This is a genomic window from Ectopseudomonas guguanensis, from assembly GCF_900104265.1.
Lineage (GTDB): Bacteria > Pseudomonadota > Gammaproteobacteria > Pseudomonadales > Pseudomonadaceae > Aquipseudomonas > Aquipseudomonas guguanensis.
The window spans coordinates 136,557-151,682 of the sequence record NZ_FNJJ01000001.1 but is presented as its reverse complement, the minus strand read 5'-3'; the positions used below and the strand labels follow the sequence as shown (position 1 = coordinate 151,682).

At 64.6% G+C, this 15,126-nt stretch carries 12 protein-coding genes and 2 tRNA genes; all 14 read left to right on the top strand.

Going from position 1 to position 15,126, the window contains the following annotated elements; all coding sequences use genetic code 11:
- The first annotated feature begins 62 nt into the window (after positions 1–62).
- Positions 63–1,043 carry a transcriptional regulator ArgR gene (gene argR, locus BLS61_RS00735; RefSeq protein ID WP_090426023.1) on the top strand — a complete coding sequence of 327 codons (981 nt, stop codon included), beginning with the start codon at positions 63–65 and terminating at the stop codon, positions 1,041–1,043.
- Positions 1,044–1,410: 367 nt separating this feature from the next.
- Positions 1,411–2,631, top strand: a complete 1,221-nt coding sequence (locus BLS61_RS00730; protein ID WP_090426019.1) for an aspartate aminotransferase family protein — start codon at positions 1,411–1,413, stop codon at positions 2,629–2,631.
- A gap of 133 nt (positions 2,632–2,764) precedes the next feature.
- Positions 2,765–3,781 carry an arginine/ornithine succinyltransferase subunit alpha gene (aruF, locus tag BLS61_RS00725; RefSeq protein ID WP_090426017.1) on the top strand — a complete coding sequence of 339 codons (1,017 nt, stop codon included), beginning with the start codon at positions 2,765–2,767 and terminating at the stop codon, positions 3,779–3,781.
- A 100-nt stretch (positions 3,782–3,881) separates the two neighbouring features.
- Positions 3,882–4,898, top strand: a complete 1,017-nt coding sequence (astA, locus tag BLS61_RS00720; protein WP_090426014.1) for an arginine N-succinyltransferase — start codon at positions 3,882–3,884, stop codon at positions 4,896–4,898.
- Between the two features lie 61 nt (positions 4,899–4,959).
- The gene (gene astD / locus BLS61_RS00715) at positions 4,960–6,423 is read left to right on the top strand and encodes a succinylglutamate-semialdehyde dehydrogenase (protein WP_090426011.1); all 1,464 of its coding nucleotides are present in this window, start codon (positions 4,960–4,962) and stop codon (positions 6,421–6,423) included.
- Positions 6,423–7,769, top strand: a complete 1,347-nt coding sequence (astB, locus tag BLS61_RS00710) for an N-succinylarginine dihydrolase (protein WP_090426008.1) — start codon at positions 6,423–6,425, stop codon at positions 7,767–7,769. Before astD ends, astB begins: the two co-directional genes overlap by 1 nt.
- 24 nt (positions 7,770–7,793) lie before the next feature.
- On the top strand, positions 7,794–8,072 hold the full coding sequence (locus BLS61_RS00705) for a topoisomerase II (protein ID WP_090426005.1): 279 nt from the start codon (positions 7,794–7,796) through the stop codon (positions 8,070–8,072).
- A 111-nt stretch (positions 8,073–8,183) separates the two neighbouring features.
- Positions 8,184–9,194: a succinylglutamate desuccinylase gene (astE, locus tag BLS61_RS00700; protein WP_090426003.1), complete on the top strand. Its 1,011-nt coding sequence runs from the start codon at positions 8,184–8,186 to the stop codon at positions 9,192–9,194.
- 151 nt (positions 9,195–9,345) lie between these two features.
- Complete coding sequence (gene ltaE, locus BLS61_RS00695; RefSeq protein ID WP_090426000.1) at positions 9,346–10,350, top strand: low-specificity L-threonine aldolase; 1,005 nt, start codon at positions 9,346–9,348, stop codon at positions 10,348–10,350.
- Positions 10,351–10,475: 125 nt separating this feature from the next.
- Positions 10,476–13,100 carry an alanine--tRNA ligase gene (gene alaS / locus BLS61_RS00690; protein ID WP_090425997.1) on the top strand — a complete coding sequence of 875 codons (2,625 nt, stop codon included), beginning with the start codon at positions 10,476–10,478 and terminating at the stop codon, positions 13,098–13,100.
- A 102-nt stretch (positions 13,101–13,202) separates the two neighbouring features.
- Positions 13,203–14,441: an aspartate kinase gene (locus BLS61_RS00685; protein ID WP_090425994.1), complete on the top strand. Its 1,239-nt coding sequence runs from the start codon at positions 13,203–13,205 to the stop codon at positions 14,439–14,441.
- 190 nt (positions 14,442–14,631) lie between these two features.
- A complete protein-coding gene (gene csrA / locus BLS61_RS00680) occupies positions 14,632–14,817 on the top strand; it encodes a carbon storage regulator CsrA (RefSeq protein ID WP_003244478.1) in 186 nt (61 codons plus the stop codon).
- Positions 14,818–14,878: 61 nt separating this feature from the next.
- Positions 14,879–14,969 (top strand) — tRNA-Ser (locus BLS61_RS00675).
- Between the two features lie 73 nt (positions 14,970–15,042).
- Positions 15,043–15,119 (top strand) — tRNA-Arg (locus BLS61_RS00670).
- Positions 15,120–15,126 lie beyond the last annotated feature (7 nt).

The window sequence follows — 15,126 nt, the reverse complement described above, 5'->3', positions numbered from 1 at the left end:
GCATTCCGAGCCTGTTGCTAACCCGGCAGGCCCGACGCGCAGCAAACTTTGAACAGGCTTTCATGACCCCCCATCGAATTGGCTTTTTATACTGGCCCGGCACCAAGGCCCTGACCCTGTCCCTGGCCGAGGAAGCCCTGCGTGTCGCCCAGCGCGTGCATCCGGAAGTGGTGTACGAGCTGGTGTTCCTTCAGGCCGAGCCGCTGGTGGCGGGCGACTGGCGCCTGCCGGGCGAGCCCTGGACCGGGCATCTGGAAGGGCTGGACAAGCTGTTCCTGCTTGCCGACGCGCCGCCGGCGCAGGTGTCCGCCGGCCTGGCTGCCGCGCTCAAGCAACAGGTGCGCAGTGGTTGCGTGATCGGCGGCCTGTCAGCCGGGGTCTATCCGCTGGCCCAGCTGGGCCTGCTCGATGGTTATCGCGCAGCGGTGCACTGGCGCTGGCAGGACGATTTCGCCGAACGCTTTCCCAAGGTCATCGCTACCAGTCATCTGTTCGACTGGGATCGTGATCGCCTGACCGCCTGTGGCGGCATGGCGGTACTCGACCTGCTGCTGGCGGTGCTGGCTCGTGATCATGGTGCGGAACTGGCCGGTGCGGTGAGCGAGGAGCTGGTGGTCGAGCGTATCCGAGAGGGCGGTGAGCGTCAGCGCATTCCGCTGCAGAACCGTCTGGGTTCCAGCCACCCGAAGCTGACCCAGGCCGTGCTGCTGATGGAGGCCAACATCGAGGAACCGCTGACCACCGACGAGATCGCCCAGCACGTGTGCGTGTCGCGCCGGCAGCTGGAGCGCATCTTCAAGCAGTACCTCAATCGCGTGCCCAGCCAGTACTACCTGGAGCTGCGCCTGAACAAGGCGCGCCAGTTGCTGATGCAGACCAGCAAGTCGATCATCCAGATCGGCCTGTCCTGCGGCTTCTCCTCGGGGCCGCACTTCTCCAGCGCCTACCGCAACTTCTTCGGCGCCACCCCGCGTGACGATCGCAACCAGCGCCGCAGCAACAGCCCCTTCGAACTGACCTCCACGCCGGTCGAGCGCGGCTGATCAAGGCTGCCGCGGCTAAAGTCTCTGCCGTGCGTAGCCCGGATGAAATCCGGGGCAGTCGTAGCGATCGCCCCCGGATTTCATCCGGGCTACATAGACGAGGGTTGCGATACCGACCAGTCAGCCTGCGGAGAATTTTTCCCTCGGCGTGCGCTCCGGTATCGAACTGCGTTTAAACTGCGCCTTTCCGACGGTTTCTGTCGCTTTGACGAAAACCCGCGGAAAACCTGGGGTGGCGCTGTAAGAAGTTGTCGCATGGCGGCAATGCCGGCCCTGATTCAGTCCCTACAATCCTTGCATTCCCTGCCGTAACGGGCCTTTCGTGTGGCCCGCTGCAGGCTGGTTTTCCTTCTTCAGGAGAGTTTCGATGTCCGTTCAGCACGATGCGGTGCAACGCGCCGATTTCGACCAGTTCATGGTCCCCAACTACGCCCCTGCTGCCTTCGTACCCGTGCGCGGCCTGGGCTCGCGAGTATGGGACCAGAGCGGTCGAGAGCTGATCGACTTCGCCGGCGGCATCGCCGTCAACGTGCTGGGTCACTGTCACCCGGCGCTGGTGGCTGCGCTGACCGAACAGGCCAATACCCTGTGGCACATCTCCAACGTCTTCACCAACGAGCCGACCCTGCGTCTGGGCAAGAAGCTGGTCGAGGCGACCTTCGCCGAGCGCGTGTTCTTCTGCAACTCCGGCGCCGAGGCCAACGAGGCGGCGTTCAAGCTGGCCCGTCGTGTCGCCCATGACCGTTTCGGCCCGGAAAAGCACGAGATCATCGCTGCCACCAACAGTTTCCATGGCCGCACCCTGTTCACCGTCAGCGTCGGCGGCCAGCCGAAGTACTCCGACGGCTTCGGGCCGAAGATCCAGGGCATCACCCATGTGCCGTACAACGATCTGGAGGCGCTGAAGGCGGCGATTTCCGACAAGACCTGCGCCGTGGTGCTGGAGCCGATCCAGGGCGAGGGCGGCGTGTTGCCGGCGGACAAGGCCTATCTGGAAGGTGCCCGCGAGCTGTGCAATGCGCACAACGCGCTGCTGGTGTTCGACGAAGTGCAGAGCGGCATGGGCCGCAGCGGCGAGCTGTTTGCCTACATGCACTACGGTGTGGTGCCGGACATTCTCTCCAGCGCCAAGAGCCTGGGCGGCGGCTTCCCCATCGCGGCGATGCTCACCACCACCGACCTGGCCAAGCACTTCACTCCGGGCACCCACGGCACCACCTATGGCGGCAACCCGCTGGCCTGTGCGGTCGGTGAAGCGGTGCTGGATATCGTCAATACCCGCCAGACGCTGGATGGCGTCAAGGCCAAGAGCGAGCGCTTCAAGACCCGTCTGCAGGCGCTCGGCGAGCAGTACGGCCTGTTCGAACAGGTGCGCGGCATGGGCCTGCTGCTCGGTTGCGTACTCAACGAGGCGTGGAAGGGCAAGGCCAAGCAGGTGCTGGACGCGGCGTCCGCTGAAGGGCTGATGGTGCTGCAGGCCGGCCCGGACGTGGTGCGTTTCGCCCCGAGCCTGGTGGTGGAAGAGCGCGATATCGACGAAGGCCTGGCCCGTTTCGAGCGTGCGCTGAGCAAGCTGGCCAACGCCTGAGCGAACGCCCGGCGCAGGTAGCGCCGGGCTTCTCCCACGGATGATGTTCCTGTGTGTGCCGGGCCTCTGGCCTGGCGTTCTCCGGTTGCCCCTGCGCGGTCTCCGGAGCTTTTCTTGAAGAAGGAGTGACCCCATGCTGGTGATGCGCCCTGCGCAAATGGCGGACCTGGCGGATGTGCAGCGACTGGCTGCTGACAGCCCGGTGGGCGTCACTTCATTGCCGGACGACGCCGATCGGCTGCGCGACAAGATCGCTGCCTCGGAGGCGTCCTTCGCCGCGGAAGTCAGCTTCAATGGCGAGGAAAGCTACTTCTTCGTCCTCGAGGACACCGACAGCGGGCGCCTGGTCGGCTGCTCGGCCATCGTCGCCTCGGCCGGCTATTCCGAACCCTTCTACAGCTTTCGCAACGAGACCTTCGTGCACAACTCGCGTGAGCTGAAGATCCACAACAAGATCCATGTGCTGTCGCTGTGTCACGACCTGACCGGCAACAGCCTGCTGACCAGCTTCTACGTCGAGCGGCCGCTGGTCAGCAGCGTGTTCGCCGAACTCAACTCACGTGGGCGCCTGCTGTTCATGGCCGGGCATCCCGAGCGCTTCGCCGATGCGGTGGTGGTGGAGATCGTCGGCCACAGCGACGAGAACGGTGATTCGCCGTTCTGGGACGCCGTGGGGCGCAACTTCTTCGACATGAATTACGCCGAGGCCGAGCGTCTGTGCGGACTGAAGAGTCGCACCTTCCTCGCCGAGCTGATGCCGCATTACCCCATCTACGTGCCACTGCTGCCGGACGAGGCGCAGGAGGCCATGGGCCAGGTCCACCCGCGGGCGCAGATCACCTTCGACATCCTGATGCGCGAAGGCTTCGAAACCGATCACTACATCGACATCTTCGACGGTGGCCCGACCCTGCATGCGCGCACCTCGGGCATTCGCAGCATCGCCCACAGCCGCCTGGTGCCGGTGAGGATCGGCGAGGCCGAGAGCGGTGGTCGCCAGTACCTGGTCAGCAACGGCCAGTTGCAGGACTTCCGCGCCATCGTCGCCGACCTCGACTGGGTACCGGGCAAGCCCGTGACCCTCAGTGCCGAGACCGCCGAAGTGCTCGGTGTGGGCGAGGGCGGCAGCGTTCGCCTGGTGGCGGTTTGAACAATAGGGCTGCAGGCTGCCAGCGGCAGGCTGCAGACAGAGTATCGAGGCTTTTGCCTGAGGCCTGGCGCCTGCAGCCTGAAGCCGAACCGGAGGTTCTATGATCGTTCGTCCCGTGCGCAGTGCCGATTTGCCGGCCCTGATCGACCTGGCGCGCAGCACCGGCGCTGGCCTGACCACGTTGCCGGCCAATGAAGAGCGCCTGGCGCATCGGGTCGGCTGGGCGGAGAAAACCTTTCGCGGCGAGGCCGAGCGTGCCGATGCCGACTACCTGTTCGTGCTCGAAGACGATGCCGGCAAGGTGGTGGGCATTTCCGCGGTGGCCGGCGCCGTCGGCCTGCGTGAGCCCTGGTACAACTACCGGGTCGGTCTGACCGTCAGTGCCTCGCAGGAGCTGAACATCCATCGCCAGGTGCCGACGCTGTTCATGGCCAACGACCTGACCGGCAACTCCGAACTCTGTTCGCTGTTCCTGCATGCCGATCACCGCAGCGGCCTCAATGGGCGTCTGTTGTCGAAGGCGCGCTTTCTGTTCATCGCCGAGTTTCGCGAGCTGTTCGGCGACAAGATCATCGCCGAAATGCGCGGCGTGTCCGACGAGCGCGGGCGCTCGCCGTTCTGGGAAAGCCTCGGTCGGCATTTCTTCAAGATGGAATTCTCCCAGGCGGACTACCTGACCGGTGTCGGCAACAAGGCGTTCATCGCCGAGCTGATGCCCAAGTTTCCGCTCTACACCTGTTTCCTTTCCGAGGACGCGCGTGCCGTCATCGGTCGCGTGCACCCGGACACCGAGCCGGCGTTGGCCATGCTCAAGTCCGAGGGCTTCAGCTACCAGGGCTACGTCGACATCTTCGATGCAGGCCCGGCCATCGAGGCACAAACCTCGAAGATTCGCGCCGTGCAGAACAGCCAGAACCTGGTGCTGGCCATCGGCACGCCCGGCGATGACGCCGAGCCCTTCCTGGTGCACAACCGCAAGCGTCAGGACTGCCGCATTACCGCCGCGCCGGCACGCATGGCGGCCGGCACCCTGGTGGTCGATCCGCTGACTGCCAAGCGCCTGCGCCTTTCGGCCGGTGACCAGGTGCGCGCCGTGCCGCTGTCGGCGCACGGCTGAGCTATTCGTTTTGCGCGGCGGCTGCTGATGGCCGTCGCACGTGCTGGAGTGGTAGAACAAGATGAACACTCATTACATCGCAGGTCAGTGGCAGCCCGGGCAGGGCGAGTCGCTGCAATCGCTCGACCCGGTCAGTCAGGCCGTGCTCTGGCAGGGCCAGGGCGCCTCTGCCGCGCAGGTCGATGCCGCCGTTGCCGCCGCGCGTGGCGCGTTCTCGCAGTGGGCGGCGCGCTCGCTGGATGAGCGTATCGGCGTGCTGGAGCGCTTTGCCGCCTGCCTGAAGTCGCGCACCGACGAACTGGCCCGGGCGATCGGCGAAGAAACCGGCAAGCCGCTCTGGGAAGCCGCCACCGAAGTGAACAGCATGGTGGGCAAGGTCGCCATCTCCATCCAGAGCTACCGTGAGCGCACCGGCGAGAAAAGCGGCCCGCTGGGCGACGCCACTGCCGTGTTGCGCCACAAGCCGCACGGTGTGGTGGCGGTGTTCGGCCCCTACAATTTCCCCGGCCACCTGCCCAACGGCCACATCGTGCCGGCATTGCTGGCCGGCAACTGCGTGCTGTTCAAGCCCAGCGAGCTGACGCCCAAGGTCGCCGAGCTGACGGTCAAATGCTGGATCGAGGCCGGCCTGCCCGCAGGCGTGCTCAACCTGCTGCAGGGTGGCCGCGAAACCGGTGTCGCCCTGGCCGGCCACTGCGGTATCGACGGGCTGTTCTTCACCGGTTCCAGCCGCACCGGCAATCTGCTGCACGCCCAGTTCGCCGGGCGCCCGGACAAGATCCTGGCGCTGGAGATGGGCGGCAACAACCCGCTGATCGTCGATCAGGTGGCCGATGTCGACGCGGCGGTCTACACCATCGTGCAATCCGCCTTCATCTCCGCCGGTCAGCGCTGCACCTGCGCCCGCCGCCTGCTGGTACCGACTGGCGAGTGGGGCGACACGCTGCTGGCGCGCCTGGTGCAGGTCGCCGGGCAGATCAGGGTCGGGCGCTTCGACGAGCAGCCGGCGCCGTTCATGGGCTCGGTGATTTCCCTGCAGGCCGCCGCACAATTGATGCAGGCGCAGGCCGAACTGCTGGCCAGGGGCGCCACTGCGCTGCTGGCCATGACCCAGCCGCAAGCCGACGCCGCGCTGCTGACACCGGGCATCCTCGACGTCACGGCGGTTGGCGAACGTGCCGACGAGGAGTTGTTCGGTCCGCTGCTGCAGGTGATCCGTTACGACGGTTTCGAGAATGCCATCGCCGAAGCCAATGCCACGGCCTACGGCCTGGCCGCTGGCCTGTTGTCCGACTCGCGTGCGCGCTTCGAGCAGTTCTGGCTGCACAGCCGCGCCGGCATCGTCAACTGGAACAAGCAGCTTACCGGCGCCGCCAGCTCCGCGCCGTTCGGCGGTATCGGTGCCTCGGGCAACCATCGCGCCAGTGCCTACTACGCAGCCGATTACTGCGCCTATCCGGTGGCCGGGCTGGAAAGTGAAAGTCTGACCCTGCCCGCGACCCTGACCCCGGGAGTGACCCTCTGATGTCTGCCTATGAAATGAACTTTGACGGCCTGGTCGGGCCGACCCACAACTACGGTGGCCTGTCCTACGGCAACGTGGCCTCGCAGAGCAACAGCCAGGCCGTGTCGAACCCCAGGGAAGCCGCCAGGCAGGGCCTGGCCAAGATGAAGGCGCTGATGGACATGGGCTTCAAGCAGGGCGTGCTGGCCCCGCAGGAGCGCCCGGATGTCGCCGCGCTGCGTCGTCTGGGCTTTACCGGCAGTGACGCCGAGGTGATCCAGCGTGCAGCGCGCGAGGCCATGCCGTTGCTGGTGGCGAGTTGCTCGGCCTCGAGCATGTGGACGGCCAATGCCTGCACCGTCAGCCCCAGCGCCGACACGGCAGACGGGCGCGTGCACTTCACCGCCGCCAACCTCAACTGCAAGTTCCATCGCAGCATCGAGCACCCGACCACCAGCCGCGTGTTGCAGGCGATGTTCGCCAGCCAGGCGCACTTCGCCCATCACCCGGCATTGCCGGCGGTGGCGCAGTTCGGTGACGAGGGCGCAGCCAACCACACGCGTTTCTGCAAGGCCTATGGCGATGCCGGGGTGGAGTTCTTCGTCTACGGGCGCAGCGCCTTCGACAGCCGCTACCCGGCGCCGGCCCGCTACCCGGCGCGGCAGACCCTGGAGGCCAGCCAGGCGGTGGCGCGTCTGCACGGCCTGAGCGAGGCGGGCGTGGTCTATGCCCAGCAGAATCCGGCGGTGATCGACCAGGGCGTGTTCCACAACGACGTGATCGCCGTGGGCAACGGCGAGGTGCTGTTCTATCACCAGGACGCCTTCCTCGATACCGACCGGGTGCTGAGCGAACTGGGCGACAAGCTGGCCCGGCGTGGCGGCAACTTCCAGGCCGTGTGCGTGCCGGCTTCGGCCGTCAGCGTGCAGGATGCGGTACGTTCCTACCTGTTCAACAGTCAGCTGCTGAGCCGTGCCGACGGCAGCATGCTGCTGATCGTGCCGGAGGAGTGCAAGAGCAACGCCAGCGTCTGGCGCTACCTGGAACAGCTGACTGCCAGCGGTGGGCCGATCCGCGAGGTGCGTGTGTTCGACCTCAAGCAGAGCATGCAGAACGGTGGCGGTCCGGCTTGCCTGCGTCTGCGCGTGGCGCTCAACGAGCAGGAGCTGGCCGCGGTCAATCCGGGCGTGGTGATGACGGACGCGCTGCATGACAAGCTGGTAACCTGGGTCGACAGGCACTACCGTGACCGCCTGAGCGAAGCCGACCTGGCCGACCCGCAGTTGCTCACCGAATGCCGTACGGCATTGGATGAACTGACGCAGATCCTTAAACTGGGCTCGGTCTATCCTTTCCAGATGACCTGAACCTGGCCCCACCTCGGAGATTTTATGAGCGACGCCCTGCAACTGATTCTCGAAGATAACGACGGCACCCAGCTGGAAACCTCCTGCAGCCGCTTTGCCGTGGTCTGGCAGGGCAAGGAGCTGTGGGTCCAGGCCGTTGGCGATCAGTTGCTGATCGGCGTCGACGTGGCCGAAGGTGACACCGAATACGCCAACCTGCTGCTGCGCCCCCAGGCCACCAACCTGGTCAGCCTGCAACTGGAAATGGAGCCGGCGCTCGCCGATGAAGACGATCATGTTCATGGCCCGGACTGCAATCACTGATCGAATCTTGTAGGGTGGGCCGGGCGGCGCTCCGCCTCAGCCCACCAAGGCTGGCCGCTGTTGGTGGGCTGAAGCCCACCCTACGAAAATGCTGCGAACCAAGGAGACCTCATGCTTGCCCTCGGCAAACTGCTTGAACTGACCCTGGCCGGCCATGAGCCGTCGGCGAAGATTCAACTGACGCCCGATGGCACGCGTCTGCGCTGGCTCGACGAAGGCGCGCTGGAGGTGACCCCGCCTGCCGCCCGCGACAATGGTCTGGACCTGCTGCTGTCGGCCGGCATCCATGGCAACGAAACCGCGCCCATCGAACTGCTCGATCGCCTGCTGCGCGGCATCGCGCGCAACGAACTGCATCCGGCGGCGCGGATTCTCTTTCTGTTCGGCAACCCCGAGGCCATGCGCCGTGGCGAGCGTTATGTCGAACAGGACCTCAATCGCCTGTTCAGCGGTCGTCACGAGCAGTCCAGCGGCTTCGAGGCCATCAGGGCCTGCGATCTGGAGCACCTGGCTGCCAATTTCTTCGGCAAGGACACTGGCCGCACTCGCCTGCATTACGACTTGCACACCGCCATCCGTGGCTCGAAGATCGAGCAGTTCGCCCTCTACCCCTGGCAGGAGGGGCGCGCCCATTCCCGTAGCGAGCTGGAGCGGCTGCGCGCTGCCGGTATCGAAGCGGTGCTGCTGCAGAACAAGGCCTCGATCACCTTCAGTGCCTACACCTACGCGCAGCTCGGTGCCGAGGCCTTCACCCTGGAACTGGGCAAGGCCCGTGCCTTCGGGCAGAACGAGCTGGTCAACCTCGACCTGCTGGAAAGCGCCTTGCATGCGCTGATCGAAGGGCGCGAGGTCGGCGAGGATTCGACGCTCGACGGCATGCAGCTGTTCTCGGTCTCGCGTGAAGTGATCAAGCACAGCGACAGCTTCCAGCTGCACGTACCGGCGGATATCGAGAATTTCACCGAACTGGAGCCTGGCTACCTGCTCGCCGAGGATATCGCCGATACCCGCTGGATAGTGGAGGAGCAGGGCGCGCGCATCATCTTCCCCAACCCTAAGGTCAAGAACGGCCTGCGCGCCGCCATCCTGATCGTCCCCGACGATGGTGCAGGCCTGGCGTAGCGACGTATGTGGGAGGGGCTTCAGCCGCGACGCTGCGGCCTCTTGATCGCCGCTGAAGCGCCTCCCACGGTTTTTGCCCGCAACTGTATCTGTCACCCTTCGGGCGACCTCTTTAGCATGAGCCTTTCGCCAATTGCCGGGAAAGCCTGTCATGCCCCTGATCGACCTGCGTAGCGACACCGTCACCCAACCCACCGTCGCCATGCGCGAGACCATGATGGCCGCCGAACTGGGCGACGATGTCTACGGCGAAGACCCGACCGTCAACCGCCTGGAAAATTGGCTGGCGGCGGAGCTGGGGTTCGAGGCGGCGCTGTTCGTGCCCACCGGCACCATGAGCAACCTGCTCGGCCTGATGGCCCATTGTGAGCGCGGCGACGAGTACATCGTCGGTCAGCAGGCGCACACCTACAAGTACGAAGGTGGCGGCGCCGCCGTGCTCGGCTCCATCCAGCCGCAGCCCATCGACGGCGAGGCCGATGGCTCGCTGGACCTGGCCAAGGTCGAGGCGGCGATCAAGCAGGACGACTTCCACTTCGCCCGCACTCGCCTGCTGGCGCTGGAAAACACCATGCAGGGCAAGGTGCTGCCGCTCGACTACCTGGCTGCCGCCCGCGAGCTGACGCTGCGCCGAGGTCTGGGCCTGCATCTGGACGGCGCGCGGCTGTACAACGCTGCGGTCAAGTTGGGCGTGCCGGCGCGGGAGATCGCCCGGCATTTCGATTCCGTCTCGGTGTGCCTGTCCAAGGGCCTCGGCGCGCCGGTCGGTTCGGTGCTGTGCGGCAGCGTGGCGCTGATCGGCAAGGCGCGGCGTCTGCGCAAGATGGTCGGCGGCGGCATGCGTCAGGCCGGGGTATTGGCAGCAGCGGGGCTGTATGCGTTGCAGCATCAGGTCGAGCGCCTGGCCGAGGATCACGCCAACGCCGCACGTCTGGGCGAGGGCCTGGCCGCACTGGGCTACAGCGTCGAACCGGTGCAGACCAACATGGTTTATGTGCAGCTCGGCGAGCGTGCCGGGCAGATCAAGGCCTTCATGGCCGAACGCGGCATCGCCGTCAGCGCGGCGCCACGCCTGCGTCTGGTCACTCATCTGGACGTCAGCGCCGAGCAAATCGAGCAGGTGATCGAGGTCTTTGCCGCTTTTCGCTCGCTTTGAGTCGTAACCGCAGCGTCCGATAGGCGCCTGCTATCAACAAAGGCACTAGCCGCGCGCGGTAGGCCCGATATAATGCGGCCCTTTGCCGGCTTTTGCCGTGGCCGCCTGATTCCGTGGATACCCCTATGAAAAGCGCAGAAATCCGTGAAGCCTTCCTGAGCTTCTTCGAAGAAAAAGGGCACACCCGTGTCGCTTCCAGCTCGCTGATCCCGGCGAACGACCCGACCCTGCTGTTCACCAACGCGGGCATGAACCAGTTCAAGGACTGCTTCCTGGGCCTGGAAAAGCGCGCCTACACCCGCGCCACCACCAGCCAGAAGTGCGTGCGTGCCGGCGGCAAGCACAACGACCTGGAAAACGTCGGCTACACCGCGCGCCACCACACCTTCTTCGAGATGCTGGGCAACTTCAGCTTCGGCGACTACTTCAAGCGCGATGCCATCCATTACGCCTGGGAATTCCTCACCTCCGACAAGTGGCTGAACCTGCCCAAGGAGAAGCTCTGGGTCACCGTCTACGCCACCGATGACGAGGCCTACGACATCTGGACCAAGGAAGTAGGCATTCCCACCGAGCGCATGATCCGCATCGGCGACAACAAGGGCGCACCCTACGCCTCCGACAACTTCTGGGCCATGGGCGATACCGGCCCGTGCGGCCCCTGCACCGAGATCTTCTTCGACCACGGCGAGCACATCTGGGGTGGCCCACCCGGCAGCCCGGAAGAGGATGGCGACCGCTACATCGAGATCTGGAACAACGTGTTCATGCAGTTCAACCGTACTGCCGATGGCGTGCTGCACCCGCTGCCGGCGCCGAGCGTGGACACCGGCATGGGCCTGGAGCGCATCAGCGCCGTGCTGCAGCACGTCAATTCCAACTACGAGATCGATCTGTTCCAGAACCTGCTGGCCGCCTCGGCCAAGGCCATCGGCTGCACCAACGAAGGCCAGGCTTCGCTGAAGGTGGTGGCGGACCATATCCGCTCCTGCAGCTTCCTGATCGCCGACGGCGTGACCCCGTCCAACGAAGGCCGTGGCTACGTGCTGCGCCGCATCGTGCGTCGCGCCTGCCGTCACGGCAACAAGCTGGGCGCCAAGGGCAGCTTCTTCTACCAGATTGTCGCCGCCCTGGTGGCCGAGATGGGCGAAGCCTTCCCCGAGCTCAAGCAGCAGCAGGCGCATATCGAGCGCGTGCTGAAGACCGAGGAAGAGCAGTTCGCCAAGACCCTGGAGCAGGGCCTGAAGATCCTCGAGCAGGATCTGGCCGGCCTGCAGGGCTCGGTCATTCCGGGCGATGTGGTGTTCAAGCTGTACGACACCTACGGTTTCCCGGTCGACCTGACTGCCGACATCGCCCGCGAGCGCGAGCTGTCGGTGGACGAAGAAGGCTTCGAGCGCGAGATGGAAGCGCAGCGTGAGCGCGCCCGTTCCGCCAGCGCCTTCGGCATGGATTACAACGCGCTGGTCAAGGTCGACGCCGACACCCGCTTCCTCGGCTACGAAGGCACCAGCGGCAGCGGCAAGATCATTGCCCTGTTCAAGGCAGGTGCTGCTGTCGACAGCCTCGCCGAAGGCGAGGAGGGCGTGGTGGTGCTGGATCAGACCCCGTTCTACGCCGAATCCGGCGGCCAGATCGGCGACTGCGGTTATCTCGAGAGCGCCGGCGTGCGCTTCGACGTGCGTGACACCACCAAGGCCGGCGGCGCCTTCCTGCACCACGGCGTGGTGGCCAAGGGCGGCCTCTCCGTCGGCACCAGCGTCAAGGCCGAGGCCGAGGCCAGCGTGCGTCAGGCCACCGCGCTGAACCACTCTGCCACCCACCTGCTGCACGCCGCGCTGCGTCAGGTGCTGGGCGAGCACGTTCAGCAGAAGGGCTCGCTGGTCGACAGTCAGCGTCTGCGCTTCGACTTCAGCCACTTCGAGGCGATCAAGCCCGAGCAGTTGAAACAGCTGGAAGACATCGTCAACGCCGAGATTCGCAAGAACTCCGCGGTCGAGACCGAGGAAACCGACATCGAAACCGCCAAGGCCAAGGGCGCCATGGCGCTGTTCGGCGAGAAGTACGGCGACCAGGTGCGCGTGCTGAGCATGGGCGGCGACTTCTCCGTCGAGCTGTGCGGCGGTACCCACGTATCGCGTACCGGCGACATCGGTCTGTTCAAGATCACCAGCGAAGGTGGTGTGGCCGCTGGCGTGCGTCGTATCGAGGCGGTCACCGGTGCAGCCGCGCTGGCCTGGCTCAACGGTGCCGAGGAACAGCTCAAGGAAGCGGCCTCCCTGGTCAAGGGCAACCGCGACAACGTGCTGGACAAGCTCTCTGCCCTGATCGAGCGCAACCGCCAGCTGGAAAAGGAGCTGGAGCAGCTCAAGGCCAAGGCCGCCAGCGCCGCCGGCAACGACCTGGCCGGTTCCGCCGTGGACGTGAAGGGCACCAAGGTGCTGGCTGCGCGCCTCGATGGCCTGGACGGCAAGGCGCTGCTGGCACTGGTCGATCAGCTCAAGAACAAGCTGGGCAGTGGCGTGATCCTGCTCGGCGGCGTGTTCGAGGACAAGGTGGTGCTGGTCGCGGGCGTGACCCAGGACCTGACCGCCAAGCTCAAGGCCGGTGACCTGATGCGTCAGGCCGCTGCGGTGGTAGGTGGCAAGGGCGGTGGTCGCCCGGACATGGCCCAAGGCGGCGGCGTCGATGCCGGCAAGCTGGACGAAGCGTTGGCACTGGCTGCGACTTTCGTCGAACAGGGTCTGTAACAGGTGGAAAAGCGGGGCCCGCAGTGCGTCCGGCGGGCCTTGGCAGTGTGACCCGATGCGGGTTTAATGGGCGCCCTTCGAGGAATCAGGCGGCTTTTTGAAATGGCTTTGATCGTACAGAAGTTTGGGGGCACCTCCGTCGGCACCGTCGAGCGTATCCAGCAGGTGGCCGAGAAGGTTAAGAAGTTCCGCGAGAAAGGTGACGACATCGTCGTCGTGGTTTCCGCCATGAGCGGCGAAACCAACCGCCTGATCGATCTGGCCAAACAGATCACCGATGGCGAGCCGGTTGCGCGTGAGCTGGATGTGATGGTGTCCACCGGTGAGCAGGTGACCATCGCCCTGCTGGCCATGGCGCTGATCAAGCGTGGCGTGCCGGCGGTTTCCTACACCGGCAACCAGGTGCGCATCCTCACCGACAGCGCCTACAACAAGGCGCGCATTCTGCAGATCGATGACCAGAAGATTCGCGCTGACCTCAAGGCCGGTCGCGTCGTCGTCGTTGCCGGTTTCCAGGGCGTCGACGAGCACGGCAACATCACTACCCTCGGTCGTGGCGGTTCCGATACCACCGGCGTGGCCCTGGCCGCGGCGCTGAAGGCCGACGAGTGCCAGATCTACACCGACGTCGATGGCGTCTATACCACCGACCCGCGTGTGGTGCCCAAGGCCCAGCGCCTGGAGAAGATCACCTTCGAGGAAATGCTGGAAATGGCCAGCCTCGGCTCCAAGGTGCTGCAGATCCGCTCGGTGGAGTTCGCCGGCAAGTACAACGTCCCGCTGCGCGTCCTGCACAGCTTCCAGGAGGGGCCGGGCACCCTCATTACCCTTGATGAAGAGGAATCCATGGAACAGCCGATCATTTCCGGCATCGCTTTCAACCGCGACGAAGCCAAGCTGACCATCCGTGGGGTACCGGATATCCCCGGCATCGCCTTCAAGATTCTCGGCCCGATCAGCGCCGCCAACATCGAGGTGGACATGATCGTGCAGAACGTTTCGCACGATAACACCACCGACTTCACCTTCACCGTACACCGCAACGACTACAACAACGCCCTGGGCGTGCTGCAGAAGACCGCGGACGAGCTGGGTGCTCGTGAAGTGGTGGGTGACACCAACATCGCCAAGGTTTCCATCGTCGGTGTCGGTATGCGTTCCCATGCCGGCGTCGCCAGCCGCATGTTCGAAGCGCTGGCCAAGGAAACCATCAACATCCAGATGATCTCCACCTCGGAAATCAAGGTGTCCGTGGTGATCGAGGAGAAGTATCTGGAGCTGGCGGTGCGTGCCCTGCATACTGCCTTCGAGCTGGATGCCCCGGCCCGGCAGGGCGAGTGATTGATCTGATCCGAAAGGCGCGGCTGGTTCCGCGCCTTTCGCTTTTTTGACCGATTCGCGGGAACTTTCTTTCTGCGCGGGCTGGTCAATACTTGGGTGGAGGTTCTCAGGCTTGTTGGAGCAGGGAGCTGGCACCATTTTCTTTTGCAGACTGTTGTCCTGAAAAAATGTAATCCGTAAGGAGAAAGGAATGCTGATTCTGACTCGCCGGGTCGGAGAGACCCTGATGGTCGGTGATGATGTGACTGTCACCGTGTTGGGTGTGAAAGGTAACCAGGTGCGTATTGGCGTCAATGCGCCGAAAGAGGTTGCCGTGCACCGTGAAGAAATCTACCAGCGCATCCAGAAAGAGAAGGGTGACGAACCAAGCCACTAATTTTTCTACAAATTTTTGTTTGCAAACGGGGAAAACATGTTTATCATGCGCCCCGTGTTGCGGAGAGGTGGCCGAGTGGCCGAAGGCGCTCCCCTGCTAAGGGAGTACACCTCAAAAGGGTGTCGGGGGTTCGAATCCCCCCTTCTCCGCCATTATTCAGCGAGTCGGGCGTAAGCCGGGCTGGCGAATCACCAGAGGTGATCTGGTATAAAAGCACCAAGAAGCGGACTCATAGCTCAGCTGGATAGAGTACTCGGCTACGAACCGAGCGGTCGGAGGTTCGAATCCTCCTGAGTCCGCCATATTCAA